We start from the raw sequence: 17,076 nt of genomic DNA on the forward strand, positions 1-17,076 counted from the left end.
TTACCGAATTCCTACTAATAATTGAATCTATATATTAAAAGTAATGCACATTTTCTATACAGTACTTTGCACAAATATTAATATACTGATAAAAACTTAATAGAAATTAAAACAAAGGTTAAGAAAAGGTAAAGTTTACTAAATTAAATATAAAAATCCCCAATAACCAAAAGTTAAGCTTTTGGTTATTGGGGATTTAGTAATTTAAGAGTTAATAATTGGACGTATTGATTCGAATCTATCATCATAATTTGATAGAGATTTTTCGCTCTGAGCTTTCGGCAAGTAAATCGTTACTGTTGTCCCGACTCCAACTTCACTCATAATACTTATATTTCCTTGATGACTTTCAATGATTTTATAACTTAACATTAATCCGATACCGGTACCTTTTTCTTTCGTACTATAAAAAGGCTCACCTAATCTCTTAATTCTATCTTCAGGTATCCCTATTCCTTCATCAATTACATGAATAATGACACCTTGATCGTTTATCTCTTTAATATGAATTGTAATTTTCCCGCCATCTGGCATAGCTTCGATTGAATTTTGCAAAATATTAATAAACACTTGTTTCAATTGATTTTCTGAGCATTCAATGCTTATGTCTTTGTTGTCTGCATATAGTTCCACTTGAATATTCGTCATAATTGCTTTTGTATTCATTAACGATATGACATTATTATAAATTTGATAAATATTTCTTTGTTCTGTATTTATCTCATCTGTTTTAGCAATTGATAAAAACTCTTGAAGAATCGCTTCTATTCTTTCAATTTCAGAAAGCATTAAATCAAAATATTTTTCTTGATCTTCTTTATTAATTTGAAATAACTGTATAAACCCTTTAATGACAGTTAATGGGTTCCTCACTTCATGAGCCACACCAGCTGCTAATTGACCAATTGCTGCAAGTGTATCTGATTTATTTAGCAATTCTTCTGTCTTTTTCCGTTCTGTAATATCGCGTACAATGATCATAATTTTATCATGTAATAATGGTAAGCATCTAGCTTCAAAGAAATCGACACTCCCATTAATTGTAAGTGGATATTCAACAATTACATTCGTCCCTTTTTCCTTCACTTGATGAATTGCTTCCTGAAACTGCTGTGCTACTGGAGATGGTAATACTTCGAAAAACTTTTTTCCCATAAAAGCTTGTGCCGGTACGTAAAATTTCGAAGGGGATCCTGCTTTATAATCTATAATTGTGCCATCATCTTCTGTTAAGAAACATAAATCTGGTAAAGCCTTAAAAATTAATTCCAATTCAGACGTTTGTTGTTTTAACTGGTCTTCTATCGCTTTTAAATGTGTAATATCTACTCCGACAGCCCAGTAGCTATATCCTGTTACAGGAAACTGTTCTGATATATTGGACCACATGATTGTTTTGATTTCACCATTTTTACATGTTAAGTGCATTTCCCAATCCCTGAAATTTTTTCCACACGTTAAAAATTTCGTTTGTATTTGGTGACGATAATTATGATCTGGGTACAATAATTGTAGGGCATTTGGATTCCCTATTATTTCTTCAGCTGTATAACCTGTTACAATTTCACACTCCCGATTCCACAATACAAAATCTCCATTATAATCAAGCGCATCAACCATAACAGGCATGTTTTGTAAAATCGTATGCAGTTCCTCCTCTTTTCGAGAAAGCAACGTTGTATTTTTACTTTGAAATACCTTTGTTGCTCCATCTATAATTAGATTTGAAAGCATTTCAAAGTATTTTTGACAATTGAAAATGTCACTTTTGTTTGACCATACTACAAAAGATCCTAAATGTTGATTGTATAAAAAAATGGGGATTTCAATTTTGGGAAGTTTACATATTTTCATTTCATTTATTCCAAAAGAAAATATACATTCTTTTTCAGCATCAAGAAGTTGATGTGATATGTTGGTTAATTTATAAAACTGTTCTGCCATGGTTTCTATTGTACTCACATCAATAAGTTCCATTAGCCGCGCATTCATTCCTTTTTCACCTCAATATGTAAAATTAATACAAATTCAAAATTTATACTTCTCCATTATACGTAGAATGTGCCTTTAGGTATATAGCTGCAGAATAATTATTCGAATAAATTTTATTTTTCAATTAAAATAGAGAAGAATTTGCGTATAAAATGAATCCTTAATCAGTACGTATTTTGTTCATCACATATTAATTCTGAATGTACGACCAATCTAAAACGGATACTCATGCAGAAACCGGATTTTAATATCAGAGTCATACACATCGATTTTAGTAGTATAAAAATACAAAAAATATAAAGTTCATAAAATTTTCACAATTAATATGAAAAATATAAACATTTATTCCAATATATTCTATATAATAAAAAGTAATAAGGCTTCTATGAATCTCATAGAATACCTTACCCCTAATAAAAAGAAAAAAAGAATCCATTTGGATTCTTTTTTTCTTTTTATATTACATTACATATTTATATAAAGCATGTGCAACACCGTGTTCTTCATTTGATAAAGTTTCGTATTTACACATTGCTTTTATTTCTTCGACTGCGTTCCCCATTGCAATTGATATGTTTGCTTTTTCCATCATGGATACATCGTTTAGCCCATCACCTATCGCTACAGTATTTTCAACTGGAATATTTAGATGTTCTGCTAAAGTATATAATCCATTTCCTTTTTGAGCATCTCGATGATTAATTTCTAAATTATGCCAATATGAAGATGTAATTGCTAAATCAGTATTATGCAGAAACGCTGCTTTTAACTTTTTTAATTTTTCTATGTCATAAGAAAATGGTAAAAGCTTATGCACATGTATATCAGTTTCTATAATCGGTTTACAACTTTCTGCACTATGAAACGCTGTATGCTCAAGGTATAAAGCTGCGATCGTTTCTAATTCTTTCAAGTCGAAATTTTCTTTTGAACTCTTCACATACTCAATTTCATTACGTACACTCTCTACTCCATAATCCGGTACATACACACCTTTATCAGTATAAAGCTGATAATATAAGCCATTCTCTTCAAGATATTCTACAATTTCAAGTGCTTGCATATTTTGAATTGGATATCTCTTCATCATTTTTTTATCTTTATATATAAGCGCACCATTTTCCGCAATAATTGGACACTCTAAATTAACTTCTAACAACAATCTTTCAATGTCGACGATAGAACGTCCTGTACAAATTGCTACAACATGACCCGCTTCCTGACATTTTTGAATTGCTTCTGCATTCTCTTTACTAATCATTTTATTCCCTGAAAGAAGAGTTCCATCTAAATCAATTGCGATTAATTTCATTATTTCTTCACCACTTTCTATAAATACACGAGTTCATTATAAACAAAAGGTATCGTTTTCATACTGATCTCGTGAAGTACTCCTTATTTATAATTTATGAAAAGCGTTTCAGGTCAAGAAATAATTAATAATAAAATCAAAAACTTTTCTTTTTAAAGAAAAGTTTTTGATTTTATACTATGAACTATAACTAATATATTTCGTCTCACACATGTAAACACTCTTTTCTTCAGTTGGGACATATACTTTAAACTTTTCTAAACGTTTTCCGTAAATATGAATAGTGACAACGCTTTCATTTTTAGCTATTTCAAGAATATGACAATCAGCTGGTGGAATGACTTTATCTGTTTCTCCTTCTCCCAAATAAAGATTTCCTGTATGTGTTAAATAAACAAGTGAATTTTCAAACTGCTTCGTTTGTATAAAGTTTTGCACCATTATCCTCCCTGTAAAAACGCCTTCTACTCCCCATGTACCATCATGATCATGTAAAGGTGTAGATTGTCCATCTTTCCATACAAGAGCTAATACTTCAAAACGATTAAAAGGATCTTCATATAACAAATGTCGTGCGTATTGAGCCGAATTCGCCTTCTGTTTTTCTAACGGAAGCCATGTTTTCTTTTCTAAAAGTTCTTCTAGTAATTTTTCAATCGCACAAACAATTTGATCTTCTAATAAATTACTATCCATTAAATCCGTTACAGCTTTAATAAATGTTTGAAACGTTTTACTTCCATTACACGTTAACATAAGCGTCCTCCTCCATTCTTTTTCACACACCTCCATACTAAATAACTAACTAAAATTTTACAATTGAGAAATAAAGTGAAACTTTAATCAGTGGGGGTTTTGTTCATCTCCCACTGATTATTAGTTGAACCAATCGGACGTTTACTGTCCGTTAACGCGGGATAAAAAAACAAGGTACAGTAAATTTGTACCTTGCTGATCGATTTACCTATTATTCAAAAGAATAGGTAAGTAATTTAACGTTTGTTCATTTTCCAATAGACATTTTTCTAAATTGAACAATGGAGATAACTCTATTTTTTCAAAAGCATTTATGAAAGTTCTTAATGCAATCTCAGCTTCTAAACGTGCAAGTGGTGCTCCTAAGCAAAAGTGTGCACCTTTACCAAATGTTAAATGCTTTTCATTTCCTATTCGGTGTATATTAAATTTAGAGGCTTGCGAAAACTTTTTCTCATCTAAATTTGCTGCACTTACCCACGCAACAATCATTTGATCCTTTTTCATAAAAGGCCCAAATATATTTGTATCCTCTGTAATCCTCCTAGCTAATGTAACGGGAAAGCGATAGCGCAATACTTCCTCAATTGCCTTTGAAATTAATTTAGGTTCTTCTCTTAATTCTTTATATGTCCCAGGTGAATCCACTAAAAAGCAATAAAAGCTATTAATAATTAAATTAGTAGTTGTTTCATTGCCTGCCGCTAATAAACCTAAAGAAAAAGTAACAATTTCTTCATCTGTTAATCTTTCGCCTTCATATTCAGCTCGTATTAAATCCGAAATAATATCATCGGTTAAATGGTACCTCTTTCCCTGAACAATCGGTAGAAGATATGCTTTAAATTCATTTAGTGCTATACCCTTTTCCGCATCCAGATCACTAAACTTTTCTTTACTATACGGCATAAATAAAATATCAGACCATGCTTTAATTTTTTTACGGTCCGTTGTTGGCACTCCTAATAAATCGGATATGACGGTAACAGGTAAAGGTGCAGCAAACTCTTCAACAATATTAACCTCACTATATTTTTCGATATGTTCTATAAGTTCATTTGCGATTGCCTGTATTCGGGGTTTCCATTGTTCTAAACTTCTTGGAGTAAATGCTTTAGAAACGATAGAACGTACATTGCGATGTTCTGGTGGATCCGTAGAGTTTATATTTATCCTAGTTTCTAAAGGAGGGATTGCGAATTGTCTTCGCTCCCTTCTACTTGAAAATAAGCGATAATCCGATAAAACTCGATTTACATCATCGTATAAAAAAACATTCCATACATCTTGCTCTTCATCGTAATGTACAGGGTGATTATCCCTCATAAATTGATACCACTCATACGGATTCCACAATTCTTCTTTTGTTTTCAGCTTTGAAATTTCATGAACTAAAATCACATTTTCCGGCGAAGCCATAGTTCTTTCCTCCCTTTTCTTTTACAATAAAAGTGATAGGTCGGTAGTTCAAAGTTGTATAATCTAACATATGTTATTTTAACATATACTAAAGGAGATTTTTTATTGGAGAACTTGAGAAATATATAAGGGGGATTTTTATGTACGTTGACATTTTACTATTAGCAGAATTAACAACTGGACCAAAACATGGATATGAAATAAAGAAAAATGTTCAAAACCGGTTAGGTGAGAATTTCGAATTAAATCATAACACACTTTATCCCGCTCTTCGGCGCTTCGAAAATATGGGTGCTATAACGAAAAAAATACATAAACAAGTCGGAAAGCCAAACCGAAATATGTACGATATAACTGAAACAGGTGAAGAAATTTTTTCAGAGATGTTAAGAGAGTTTCCTGAAAAAATTGCGACAAATAACGCTGAGTTCCTTGTACGTATCGCTCTATTTGAAAAACTTGATTACGAAGGTAGAAAAGAAATTTTAACAATACGCCAAGACGTACTACATAAACAGCTTACTGCTATTCAATCTTTAGATGTTAGCTCATCTTTTATTACAGAAGTTATTGAATTTAGTAAATCACGTATAGAACACGAATTACTCTGGATTACATCACTTATGAAGAAAATATAAAAATTAACAAGAAAAGTTAAAAATAATGAATGAAAATGAGATTTATTATCAATACTATAATTAATAAAAGGGCAACCACGATTTGGCTACCCTTCAAAAAATTTATACTTCTGGATCGAAAGTTTTGCAATCTGTTTCTTCCGTAGTTGATGCATGTTTCCCTTTATGACTTACTACATAAATTGCATCTGCACTACATTTATTGCCGTTAGCCCAAAATTTACAGTTGTTTACTTCACATAAAACGTCTTGTGCCATAGTATCACACCTCCTTGTTCTATTATCATTAACAAAATTCGGAGGTATGATACTCTTTGTCATGCATTTTTTATTACCTTTTTAGCTTTCTTAATGGTTCAATATTTCCTTGTACAATAGCATCTATATTTTCTGTTATTTTTTCAATGTCAAAATGCCACCATTGAATTTGCAATAACTCTTCTACTATTGTATTTGTAAATCGTTCCTTTATTTTATTTGCAGGGTTTCCGCCAACAATTGTATATGGTGCGACGTCTCTAGTCACAACAGATTTAGCTGCAATGATTGCACCATCTCCTATTTTTATTCCAGGCATAATCGTTGCATCCATACCAATCCATACATCATTTCCTATAACTGTATCCCCTTTGTAAGGTAAATCAGACAAATTAGGTGTATACTTCTCCCACCCATTTCCAAATATATTAAATGGATATGCCGAAAATCCATCCATCCGATGATTCGCTCCGTTCATAATAAAGGTAACTCCATTTGCAATACAACAAAACTTTCCAATAGTAAGATGATCTCCAAGAAATTCATAATGATGTAATACTCGATCTTCAAATGTTTCTCCATCTTTCGCATCATAATAAGAATAGTCACCAACAAGTATATTAGCTTTCGTTATTGTATTTTTTATAAAATGGACATTTTGATTTCCTTCAATAGGATATTTAACATTTGGATTAGGATTCATGTTGTACAGCACTTCCCTTACCATTTATTTCACTTTCTACCGCTATTACTGGCTTTAAATTGTATATAGGTAAAATAAATAATAATCCAATTATAAATAGTAAAGCTGTTCCCTCATACATCGTACTTAATGAGAACACCTCTTTTAATGAACCGGCTACACTCATTGTTACTACCATTGAACCGGTAAATAGTGGACTTAAAATGCCATTTACACGACCGATAAAATCAGTATCGCTATTTTGAATAATGAGCGTATTAATACCTATTTGGATACATGGAAGAGCTAACCCACTAAAAAGTTGTGCTGTAAGTGTCACCCATAAATTCGTTGAATAACCTATAATACCAATGCCGATCGCCTGACCGAGCATCCCTACAATTAACATCTTTTGCGGAGCTACGTTTTTCGCAAATACCATCGCTAAAGCTCCGCCAACAATCATACCCGCGCCATTTACTGTTAGTAACCATTGCAAACTCTCTTTTGATAACCCTAACTGCTCAGTCACAATAAATATACCTAATGGCTGAATCAATCCTATACCTAGTCCTGCTGCCATAAAACAAAGCCCAAGCAAAGTTAATGCTTTTTTCTTTTTCACATATTTAATACCATCCAGCATCTCCTGTAGTAGCGTGATTTCTTTCTTCTCATTATCATTCTCAAGATCTTTCGGAAGAAATAACAACACAGCAGCTGCCAGTAAAAAAGCGATACCTGTTATGATAATTGAAATATAAATTCCAAAACTATGAAAGATAAATGTTCCAAGAATCGGTCCTAACACCATAAAAATCGCAAATATTGTTTGATATATAGACATCGCTAATTGAATTTGTTCCGTTGATAAATGCTGTTTAAACAATTTCATCCCTGATGGTTGAGAAAACTGCGAAAGGATTGCAGAAATAAGCGTGACAAAAAACACGATTTTCCACGTTCCAAACATTAGTGTAATTAATACAGCGAATACTGAAATAGAACTTAACGTCTCACACCATATCATTGTCCTCTTCGGCTTCCACCTATCAGCAAAAGTTCCACCAATGAATGAGAAAATAAAAATGGGCGCAAATTCAGCAACTGAAATCATTGAAATAGCAAAAGCATCACCTTTCGTCATTTCCATTACATACAGTAATACGGCAAAGTTTCGAACCCATATTCCAATTTGTAAAAATAATGCTGAAGCTAAAATTCCCTGTACAAATCTATTTTTCAATACTTGTGATACCCCATTATTTTGTTTCGTTACTATATTTGTCGACATAAAAAGGCCTCCTATTTCGTGTTCTGAACAGGAGGCAGCACAAATCATATAAAAAGACTATATATTCGCAGAGCGAAATACATCCCTTTTCTATAAATGTACAGACTAACCCTATTCAGAAGAATATTTCGTTTTTTAACGAAGATCTCTTACAAATAGAATTAGTTGATCATTGGGATGTGTTCACCCTTCCGTTTCGAATTTAAATAACACATACATACTCTATGTAAAGCATTTTCGATGTATGCATGTCTTAAAATAAATATTCTAGAATGTTAATGGTAATTCCTCTAAAGAACGCATTAAATAATTACCTTGCCATTTAATATCTTCACGATTTCCTTTTAATTGCAAAGCAGGCATTCGATTAAACAAAGTAGTAATAGCAATCTTTGCTTCCAACCTAGCAAGCGGAGCGCCTAAGCAGAAATGGCTACCATGCCCAAATGCAATGTGACGATTATTCTCCCGAGTAATATCGAATACATCTGGGTTTTCAAATATTGTTTCATCGCGGTTTGCCGAAGCTAATGCAATGACAACCATATCCCCTTTTTGGATTGTTTGTTCGTGAATTTGAAAAGGCTCAGCTGCCCATCTTGCAGTTGTAACCTCAACTGGAGAATAATAACGCAATCCTTCTTCAATTGCAGAATCAATTAATTTTGGATTACCTTTTAATAACTGTAATTGATTTGGATTTTCAAGAAGTGCTAATACCGTATTCGTAATTAAATTCACTGTTGTCTCATGCCCTGCTACGATTAATAGCATTATCATTGAATATAGCTCTGGAGCACTAAGTTTATGCCCTTCATTTTCTGCAAGTATTAGCGCACTAACCAAATCTTCTTTTGGATCTTTTCGTTTTATATCAACTATATATTGAAGATATGTAATAAACTCAGATAGTTGTTTTTCGGTTTCCTTTATTTCTTCAGGTGTTTCTGGCGATGCAATGACAGCATGAGACCAAATTCTAAATTTCGCTTGATCTTCTTTTGGAATACCAAGCATCTCACTAATCACAATGATTGGTAAGGGGAATGAATAATCATCCACTAGATTTAATGTACCTTTTCGCTCTATCTCTCTTATTAAATCATCCGCTATTCTCTGAATTCTTCCGTCTAATTGTGTAATCATCTTCGGTGTAAAAGCTTTTTGAACTAAAGATCGTAAACGACTGTGATTAGGTGGATCTGAATTTAACATGTGCGTTGTTAAATGATCACTATTGTCAACGGAAAGATACATGTTCGTTGTATCTTGAGGAAACACATTTGCCGCATCTTTTTTTAAGCGATTATCTTTTAGAAGTGGCAATGCATCTTCATATCTTGTAATGAGCCATTCTTTACCGATTTCAACTTCATTTACAAATAATATAGGTTGCATTTTTCGCGATTCTTTATAAATTTCATATGCATCTTCTTTAAACTGCGCTGAAGCCAAATTAATGCCATCTTCTATTCTTTGCCCAACTTTATTTTTCATTGACATTGTATTCCCTCACTCTCATTTGTTTTTAAAAACCAACCAACATATGCATTATACTCTAATAAAAACGTGAAAATTGTAAATTTTTAATCAAAATCTTACTTCATATATTGAAAAATAAAAAAGTGAGAGAGTAAGATCTTTCTACTCTCTCACTTTTCTTTATGCGAAGCACATGAAATTACTAATTTGTTGATAGCGATAACTTACTTTACGACGACGACCACCTTGCCAAGTGTAACCTGATACTCCGTTTCTTCTCACTTCAGTCGGAAAGAACCATAAGTCTCTCCCGAAAGGTCCTGGACGATGTAAACGTAAAAATCCCCATCTTCCTAGACAGTTACACATCCATGATTTCATATTTCCTGGTTGTGCTGGCGAAGCAAATGTGGATGGTAACGATGGAGCTTGAGATGGTGGTGGTGACGTTGGAGCATCTTCCGCATCATCTGGTCTATAATCTTCTTGTTCCATATCTCTCACTTCATTTACAGATTCATACCCGTAGTTTTGTGGATTATAATACACCCCTTGATCATATGGATAATTTTGCTGGTTATACATATTAACAAATCACCTACTTTTCATTCAGTACCTTTAACATTCATATGTGATTTGCCTCCTATAGGAAGCTTATGTATAGCCTAAATTCAACAAAAAAATAAAGCTCGTATTTTAAAAATACGAGCTTCTTCATAATCGGAATAGATGTATTATTTTCTTAATTTCACACTATAAAAACGCATTTCATCTAACGAACCTTCAAATTCAAATACTTCTTGTTTAATTAATTCCTTTAAGCGATATTCTAAAAACGTATCGCCAACTAACTGCTCTACATGACCAAGTGCTTCACCAATTACCCTAGGGGCTTTTAGGAATTCTCGATCAGCACCAATACTTTTCGCACATTCAATAATAAATTGATCAAAATAATCTTCTTGTACAGAACGCACTTCATTGTCTGTCCAAACTCTTAAAAATTCCGTACTTTTCGATAGACTATCCCACTCATGTTCAAACTGCATACGTTTCTCTACAGTTAAATATGGCAATTCTACAAAACTTTTTTGAATTAGAGCTAAACTTTCAGGTGCTAACTCTCCAGTTCCACGAATAGCATACTCTTTTTTTAATATTTCTTTACTTGCTTCAGACGTATTAATAACGCGAATGTTTTTCTTATCTTTTAATTGCGCCATTACAAAACATAGACCTACATGTTCATGTGCGTTATTAGCTTTCCAAATTGTAATAGGTGTTTCAATAGGAATAGTGTGTAGTTCTTCCATAGTTTCTAAAAACCTTGGTAAATACTCTTCTTCAAAATAATTATCATAAGCAGTTAAATTGTTTACTAACCATTTCTGTCTTGCAAGTTGTCCCTCATTCATATGTAGCTTGTTTATCGGCCCAATTGAAAAGAATTCAGAAAAAGCGACAACCCTCTCTTCCAATTGTTCTTCTTGACTAAACATATATTTTAAACATCCAGCTGTTGAATCATCAAACGCAATATGTACGTGTGAGCTTTCTTTTACATTTCTTATATATGATGTATTACTCGTTAGTTGCTTAGGAATATCCATCAAATTTTTAATTGCATCTTCACTATAGTTTTCTTCTAATAAATTCAACTGAATAAGAATACTTTGAAGTAAATGTTTTGCTTCATCTTCGTACATATCCTCTACAACATTTTTGATTTTATCTATCATACAAATCCCTCTATTCATTTCATAAATAACGTATATTATAGTGTATCATTTTAGTATCATTCTTTTAAAGTTTTTTTAAAGTAAAAGCATTTATTATTCAGATTGCTACAGCTATCCACATTTTCAAAAAAATCTCTCCTACAATTCTTAATTACTAAATATTCTTTTGTAAATCCCTTTATTTAAATGTATACTTATATAGAAAATAAAAAATATAGGAGCTATATGTATGGAGAAAGCGATTACTACTTATAAACATTATTTGAAAAATTGGAGATTTATATTTATTTGTATATTACCTACTATCGCCTTATTATATGTTTTCGATGTCATCTTTGAATTACTATTTCATCAAGATTTCTATTTATCTAACTTAATTTTTGCTATTATTTTATTTTTAATATTTATGAGCATCAAAGATATGTTTAAAATTGAAAGTTAAAGAGCCGGATAAAAAAAGAGCACCCTGCAATCGGATGCTCTCATGTGATAGAGGTTTTTTCTGAGTATTAAGTAGGACACGAAGGTCTTGTCCTACAATATAATATATGCTTGTACTTATTTTATTGTGCATCTATTAAACATCAAATGTATACGTATTGCTAAAAATTCTGCTCATTTATTAATTGTATAATTATTATATTTACACATAAAAAACATCCCTATGGATGTTTTTTATGTACCGATTTTTAAGCTTCCATAAACTTAGCCGGTACACCAATTTTTTCAACTACAGAAGATATATTAGTAGGATTAATCATTACATTTTCAATACTAACTAATTTATTTTCTAATAGTCCATTCTCTGTAGTAATAAGTTCTTCAAACCGATCTAAAGTCATCGAGAATTTGTGTTCACTTCCGCCATTCATACAGACTTTAACATACTTCATAGTGTCACCGCCTTTCATAATAATCTATATTTCGATAAGAAGACGCTTACATCCTTTTTATTTACTACTAGATTTCTCACTTTTACTCCTTGCCAATTCACGTTTATTTATTTTAGAAAAAGCAGTTACTATTTTATGTTCACGTTATAATTGCTAGTAAGAATGCTAAAGATAAAAATGCACAAAGTGGTATATATAAAACAGTATCCATTTTAGCAAAATACGTATCTTTTTTTCGCTTAAAGATGCCAAAATAATGAAACTCACCAATTACTCTTATAAAAAAAACAATCATACAAATCCAGGAGCCCAATTGAACGATAATATTAGGAACTTCGAAATGAACAACATTTGTTTGTTGTAATAAAATTATTGCCGCCATACTTAATAATAAAGCAATGAACAATGTCATTCCTACACCTGGTATAAACGCCTTTTCTCCAGATTTTGTTGGAATGACACTATTTGTCGCCCACTTACCTCCGAAAGCCCAGTAAACATGTAAAAAGCTAACTAAAAATAATATACAGACAGAAATATATGTAATAATAAGCATTTTGTCCTCCCATTATTTTATTTAAGTCCTTAACTTTAGGGTATGCTATAAATTCCTCATTAGCAATCTATATAATTACATAAAAAACCCTTCAATGATAAATCATTAAAGGGTTACTCAAATATCTTATGCATTATACCTATTTCTACGACGTTCCATCCTCGTTTGTCCTTGAGCAATACCTTCTTTATATGGATCTATTTGCTCTGTCATTTCATATGTTCCAGCTTGAGCTGGTTCTTCGTAATTATGCTCACGTATTTTTTCTGGCGTATTTCGTTTTGATACTTTTCCACCAAACTTAAATAATTTGATCTTTAATTTCGGTAATCTAGGAAGTGGAATCTTAAATGATAATTTTTTGCGCTTCTTTTTTTGTTGAAATAGATTTATATTTTCTTTATTATCATCCTGCTCTTTACGATGTAATAACATCGCAAGTAATCCACCTAATATAAGTCCTCCAACTAACAGTAGAAGATATAAGTAATGACTTGTCATTAAACTCGACATACGTTCAAGTATGACTAACGACTGTACTTCTTTAATATCCCAAAGTAAAGCGGCCCATAATGAGAATAAACCGAAAGTAAGTCCATATGTACGAAAACGGAATAAACATGGAATTAAAGCGATACAAGCGGCGATTTTCGCATTCCCTATTATTGAACTTGTTGAAATATCTTGATGCCAAATGACTAACAGCAGTGCTATAAATGGCGCATACGCTATCCAACTACATATACGTGAATATATTTTTTTCGCAAAATAGCTACCGAAACTAGTAAAAAATAAAAGGCCTCCGATATATAAAGATTGTTCTAGTGGGATTTGCTTCATAATTCCTGCAACTGGAAAGAGGCCGCTTAATAGCATTAATAACACATCTAATTTCTTCACAATTCCTCATTCCTTTCAAATTTCTTTTGAATCAATTCATATTGCTTTTCCATATGATGTAGATTTTGTATTTCTAAAAAATATCTTAAACCTGTATGTAAATAAAGTAAATACATAAAAGAAAAGATACATGACAAAGGATATCCTTATTTACATGAAAAAATGACAAATCCTGATCAATATAACGAGCAGGATTTGTCTACTATTATTTAAAGCAAAATAATTGAATCTTTCTTTTCTATTTTCATTATATCTACATCCAATTCATCATCAAACTCTTTAAACTCTCTTGCATCTATATCAGTCATATAGCTCTTTATTACTTTCGCCATATGCATAGAATACGGCATATGTATATTTTTTTCCTGAAGCATACTTGAATTACAGCACATATAGTGTACCATTTTAGCGATATAATTCCTTTCTACAGGTTTTACACCTAGCGTTAATATTTCAAGTATGTATCGCTGCAATGTTTCACTACCATTTAGCGTATATTCGCCAGTGCTATAATACATCCCTTTTTGATCTACATATAAACTTGTACCTTTAGGAGCATCATCACGTTCTATCACACCGTATTTTGGTGTATCAAAAGATGTATTTATTCTTATAATGTTTAAATTAGGGACCTTTAGCGCATCAGGAACAATCTCCGGTAAAATATCTATATCAATTTTTTTATTTTGTAACTCTTTTATCCAATATTTTCTTAAATTCGCATCAATAATAAAATATACTTGCTCATTTTCCTCTTTTGCATGTTGTAAAATTTCTGTTAATGTTTCAGAAACAAATTGTTTAAATTGAATTCCCATATCATTTCTTTTTGAAGGTTGTGGTAAAAAGGTGTTGTGTTTATTTACATTTAATAACAAATGATCAATCGTTTGCCAATCTGTATTCCCGTATAGTTTATATGAAATTTCTTTTCCTTTTATTTGTGAAAAAATAGGTAAGAAATCAAATTTCGAGATTCGCTCAATTGATAAATTAACATATGTACAAGGTAAATTTATTTTATTCCAACTACGTTTCAAAAATCCTTTTTGTTCTAATAAACTAAGGATACAATTAATAATTGTTGTACGAGATACACTTTGGCCAATAAATAAATTAATAAATGCTGAAATACGGTTAGTTCGTGCAAACCCTTCTCTAACGATTTGCTTTGGATCAATTTTTTCACGCCCATCACAATTTTCCATTGCGATTAACGCCAATGTCGCATCATTGCGCTCACCTGCAGTAGCATAAACCGCTTTCATAACATCCTCTACTAAATTTGTTTTGTATTTCTGGCAATATTGCATTTTATATGGATTTTGTAATACTTTTTCAATATTATATCTTACTATTTTTAACAATACTGGAGAATCTGCATTTAATACATATAACGACTCACCGATTTGAGCTAACAAAATTTCACTTTCAAATAACGCTTGTTCAACTTCCAACGATATTTTTTCAGACCATATTTCTAACGTTATAGTCTCTAATCCTTTTGGTGCAATTAAAGGGAATAATTCATTTTCATTATTTGTTGCTAGTTTCTTACATTCTGGTAGTAATGTGAAATCAGTGAATTTTTGCTGAAACCCTTTAAATAAATACTCTCTTTCCTTTACTTTTATACCAGGTTTTATTTTAGTACCTTGAACTTTATATATTCTCTCATTGTATGGAAGTAACACCCTAAGATTTTCTCCTAGCATATAATCTTTCGGATATTGAAGGATATGCTCTAATTCAACTTCTCCTCCTATATGAAAATCATCTTTTAAATTTCTAAATATCTTTATCCACTTTATACCGTTTGTAGCTTGCTGTACTTTTAGTTTTACAAACCGAACTTTTTTATTATTCGATGCAAATTCTGGAGTAGAAATTAAAATCATGCCTCGTTTTCTTCTCAAAAGCAAAGGAATATCTGGATGGTTATATTCTTGATAAAACCTCCGAATTCCTATTGAAACATTTAATAACGGAATATTTTCGCCTCCGCGCGTGATACATTCAAACCGATATACATAGGCGAAATAATCTTGAGTTTTTTCATCTTTAATAGGCTCTGACATTGCCTCACAAATATTTTGTGATCTAAGAGGAGAAAAATATATATCTTCTTCGTTGATATTCTCTAATCGTACAGGTTGTTCACAAAAAATATGTGAAATTAAAGCGGGCACCCACTTAGAATATATTTCATTATCATGTAGTACTGTTAAATTAGAAATTAAATCGTAATGCCATTCATATTTTGGCAATTCTATTAATTTATTAGGTTTCCAATCATGAATCACCTCATACCAACTTTGGAAAATATAATCAAGTTGTTCTTTTCTAATAGGTTCTTTGGATACAATCCATGGTGTATTTTCATTTAATACATATGGATTATGCTGAATAAACAATATATCAGAAAACATATCATATAATCTTTCATTCAATCGTTTCAACTTACTCGTTAATAAAAACGTCTTATAATGTATCTCTACAATATCGAGCCAATCAATAGGAAAATATATAAATGATACACTTTCGTTTAAAAGAGGTTCTACTATATTTTCAAATGTTAACAACTTTAATTTTTCCATAGAATGATTACTTCCTTTCTTCATTTTTCTTGATTACAAAAAAACTAAAGTATTATCACATAATCTAATTATTTAAAAGAATAACAAATACTACTTATCCGATTAACGTATTAATGAAATGACTCTTATAAAAGTTAAAAGAAATTATCATACATAGCCCTCCTTATATATACTAAATACATTACATTAGGATTATACAATATAAATTGCGTATTGCATTTAAGATTTACAATAATTTTACAAAAGAGTATGAAAAGAGGTATTGACCATACATATGTATAGCAATACCTCTTTTCTTTACCCTATTACATCTTTTACTTCTGTATCCACTGGCCATTTTTCTAAGGCATAAGCTATCTCCCAAAATGAATATTCATATTGACTACTAATAAGAAAATGCTGTTTCATTCGCTTGCGGTCAGACTCTGTCACTTTTTCAGCGATAATATCTAACCATGTAATTTGCTCTTCAACTAATGTACGGAATCAATCAGATCCGTAAATAGAAAGCCAATCATTTTAAATTGGCTCTTCTGGCTGACACTTTTTTAAACATTT

Annotated in this window: 16 protein-coding genes and 1 pseudogene; 2 read left to right on the forward strand and 15 right to left on the reverse strand. The window is 31.4% G+C overall.

Features of this window, described 5'->3' with window-relative positions; genetic code table 11:
- Window positions 1-204: 204 nt before the first annotated feature.
- From AC1DMU_RS06610 to AC1DMU_RS06625, 4 genes are all read right to left on the reverse strand, one after another.
- The gene (locus AC1DMU_RS06610; RefSeq protein WP_476941484.1) at window positions 205-1,992 is read right to left on the reverse strand and encodes an ATP-binding protein; all 1,788 of its coding nucleotides are present in this window, start codon (window positions 1,990-1,992) and stop codon (window positions 205-207) included.
- Between the two features lie 460 nt (window positions 1,993-2,452).
- Window positions 2,453-3,304 carry a Cof-type HAD-IIB family hydrolase gene (locus tag AC1DMU_RS06615; RefSeq protein WP_088063593.1) on the reverse strand — a complete coding sequence of 284 codons (852 nt, stop codon included), beginning with the start codon at window positions 3,302-3,304 and terminating at the stop codon, window positions 2,453-2,455.
- 177 nt (window positions 3,305-3,481) lie between these two features.
- Window positions 3,482-4,060 carry a cysteine dioxygenase family protein gene (locus AC1DMU_RS06620; RefSeq protein WP_088063592.1) on the reverse strand — a complete coding sequence of 193 codons (579 nt, stop codon included), beginning with the start codon at window positions 4,058-4,060 and terminating at the stop codon, window positions 3,482-3,484.
- A 204-nt stretch (window positions 4,061-4,264) separates the two neighbouring features.
- The gene (locus AC1DMU_RS06625) at window positions 4,265-5,479 is read right to left on the reverse strand and encodes a cytochrome P450 (RefSeq protein WP_088063591.1); all 1,215 of its coding nucleotides are present in this window, start codon (window positions 5,477-5,479) and stop codon (window positions 4,265-4,267) included.
- A 140-nt stretch (window positions 5,480-5,619) separates the two neighbouring features.
- On the opposite strand from AC1DMU_RS06625, the gene AC1DMU_RS06630 reads away from it, so the two are divergent.
- On the forward strand, window positions 5,620-6,117 hold the full coding sequence (locus AC1DMU_RS06630; protein ID WP_088063590.1) for a PadR family transcriptional regulator: 498 nt from the start codon (window positions 5,620-5,622) through the stop codon (window positions 6,115-6,117).
- A 102-nt stretch (window positions 6,118-6,219) separates the two neighbouring features.
- Here AC1DMU_RS06630 and AC1DMU_RS06635 read toward each other — a convergent pair whose 3' ends face one another.
- The 6 genes from AC1DMU_RS06635 to AC1DMU_RS06660 all read right to left on the reverse strand — a co-directional run bounded on the left by AC1DMU_RS06635 (window position 6,220) and on the right by AC1DMU_RS06660 (window position 11,572).
- The gene (locus AC1DMU_RS06635; RefSeq protein WP_000046089.1) at window positions 6,220-6,375 is read right to left on the reverse strand and encodes a DUF1540 domain-containing protein; all 156 of its coding nucleotides are present in this window, start codon (window positions 6,373-6,375) and stop codon (window positions 6,220-6,222) included.
- A 73-nt stretch (window positions 6,376-6,448) separates the two neighbouring features.
- The gene (locus AC1DMU_RS06640) at window positions 6,449-7,078 is read right to left on the reverse strand and encodes a Vat family streptogramin A O-acetyltransferase (RefSeq protein ID WP_088063589.1); all 630 of its coding nucleotides are present in this window, start codon (window positions 7,076-7,078) and stop codon (window positions 6,449-6,451) included.
- Window positions 7,068-8,351: an MFS transporter gene (locus AC1DMU_RS06645; protein WP_088063588.1), complete on the reverse strand. Its 1,284-nt coding sequence runs from the start codon at window positions 8,349-8,351 to the stop codon at window positions 7,068-7,070. Before AC1DMU_RS06645 ends, AC1DMU_RS06640 begins: the two co-directional genes overlap by 11 nt.
- A 267-nt stretch (window positions 8,352-8,618) precedes the next feature.
- The gene (locus tag AC1DMU_RS06650) at window positions 8,619-9,854 is read right to left on the reverse strand and encodes a cytochrome P450 family protein (protein WP_088063587.1); all 1,236 of its coding nucleotides are present in this window, start codon (window positions 9,852-9,854) and stop codon (window positions 8,619-8,621) included.
- A gap of 159 nt (window positions 9,855-10,013) precedes the next feature.
- Window positions 10,014-10,418 (reverse strand): hypothetical protein, encoded by a 405-nt coding sequence (locus AC1DMU_RS06655; protein ID WP_088063586.1) that lies wholly within the window; start codon window positions 10,416-10,418, stop codon window positions 10,014-10,016.
- 149 nt (window positions 10,419-10,567) lie between these two features.
- Entirely contained in the window at window positions 10,568-11,572 is a 1,005-nt protein-coding gene (locus AC1DMU_RS06660) for a DUF1835 domain-containing protein (protein ID WP_088063585.1), read from the reverse strand.
- Window positions 11,573-11,801: 229 nt separating this feature from the next.
- Here AC1DMU_RS06660 and AC1DMU_RS06665 point away from each other — a divergent pair, with 229 nt between their 5' ends.
- A complete protein-coding gene (locus tag AC1DMU_RS06665; RefSeq protein WP_048547123.1) occupies window positions 11,802-12,014 on the forward strand; it encodes a hypothetical protein in 213 nt (70 codons plus the stop codon).
- A gap of 247 nt (window positions 12,015-12,261) precedes the next feature.
- On the opposite strand, the gene AC1DMU_RS06670 is transcribed toward AC1DMU_RS06665, so the two are convergent.
- From AC1DMU_RS06670 to AC1DMU_RS06690, 5 genes and pseudogenes are all read right to left on the reverse strand, one after another.
- Window positions 12,262-12,465: a hypothetical protein gene (locus AC1DMU_RS06670; protein ID WP_000878362.1), complete on the reverse strand. Its 204-nt coding sequence runs from the start codon at window positions 12,463-12,465 to the stop codon at window positions 12,262-12,264.
- 139 nt (window positions 12,466-12,604) lie between these two features.
- Window positions 12,605-13,021, reverse strand: coding sequence for a DUF3995 domain-containing protein (locus tag AC1DMU_RS06675; protein WP_088063584.1), 417 nt, complete (start codon window positions 13,019-13,021; stop codon window positions 12,605-12,607).
- 126 nt (window positions 13,022-13,147) lie between these two features.
- Entirely contained in the window at window positions 13,148-13,921 is a 774-nt protein-coding gene (locus AC1DMU_RS06680; RefSeq protein ID WP_142291751.1) for a DUF3959 family protein, read from the reverse strand.
- A 209-nt stretch (window positions 13,922-14,130) separates the two neighbouring features.
- Complete coding sequence (locus AC1DMU_RS06685) at window positions 14,131-16,518, reverse strand: RNaseH domain-containing protein (RefSeq protein ID WP_215559074.1); 2,388 nt, start codon at window positions 16,516-16,518, stop codon at window positions 14,131-14,133.
- 297 nt (window positions 16,519-16,815) lie between these two features.
- Window positions 16,816-17,070 (reverse strand): annotated as a pseudogene (locus tag AC1DMU_RS06690) (thiaminase II/PqqC family protein); the annotation flags it as partial.
- Window positions 17,071-17,076 lie beyond the last annotated feature (6 nt).

It is taken from the genome of Bacillus sp. 01N45, from assembly GCF_056399205.1.

Bases quoted from the DNA above. Each gene is read 5' to 3' on its own strand.
- AC1DMU_RS06665 (WP_048547123.1), top strand. From the start codon at position 11,802: ATGGAGAAAGCGATTACTACTTATAAACATTATTTGAAAAATTGGAGA.
- AC1DMU_RS06670 (WP_000878362.1), bottom strand. From the start codon at position 12,465: ATGAAGTATGTTAAAGTCTGTATGAATGGCGGAAGTGAACACAAATTC.
- AC1DMU_RS06620 (WP_088063592.1), bottom strand. From the start codon at position 4,060: ATGTTAACGTGTAATGGAAGTAAAACGTTTCAAACATTTATTAAAGCT.
- AC1DMU_RS06625 (WP_088063591.1), bottom strand. From the start codon at position 5,479: ATGGCTTCGCCGGAAAATGTGATTTTAGTTCATGAAATTTCAAAGCTG.
- AC1DMU_RS06635 (WP_000046089.1), bottom strand. From the start codon at position 6,375: ATGGCACAAGACGTTTTATGTGAAGTAAACAACTGTAAATTTTGGGCT.
- AC1DMU_RS06660 (WP_088063585.1), bottom strand. From the start codon at position 11,572: ATGATAGATAAAATCAAAAATGTTGTAGAGGATATGTACGAAGATGAA.
- AC1DMU_RS06615 (WP_088063593.1), bottom strand. From the start codon at position 3,304: ATGAAATTAATCGCAATTGATTTAGATGGAACTCTTCTTTCAGGGAAT.
- AC1DMU_RS06640 (WP_088063589.1), bottom strand. From the start codon at position 7,078: ATGAATCCTAATCCAAATGTTAAATATCCTATTGAAGGAAATCAAAAT.
- AC1DMU_RS06650 (WP_088063587.1), bottom strand. From the start codon at position 9,854: ATGTCAATGAAAAATAAAGTTGGGCAAAGAATAGAAGATGGCATTAAT.
- AC1DMU_RS06630 (WP_088063590.1), top strand. From the start codon at position 5,620: ATGTACGTTGACATTTTACTATTAGCAGAATTAACAACTGGACCAAAA.
- AC1DMU_RS06685 (WP_215559074.1), bottom strand. From the start codon at position 16,518: ATGGAAAAATTAAAGTTGTTAACATTTGAAAATATAGTAGAACCTCTT.
- AC1DMU_RS06675 (WP_088063584.1), bottom strand. From the start codon at position 13,021: ATGCTTATTATTACATATATTTCTGTCTGTATATTATTTTTAGTTAGC.
- AC1DMU_RS06610 (WP_476941484.1), bottom strand. From the start codon at position 1,992: ATGAATGCGCGGCTAATGGAACTTATTGATGTGAGTACAATAGAAACC.
- AC1DMU_RS06655 (WP_088063586.1), bottom strand. From the start codon at position 10,418: ATGTATAACCAGCAAAATTATCCATATGATCAAGGGGTGTATTATAAT.
- AC1DMU_RS06645 (WP_088063588.1), bottom strand. From the start codon at position 8,351: ATGTCGACAAATATAGTAACGAAACAAAATAATGGGGTATCACAAGTA.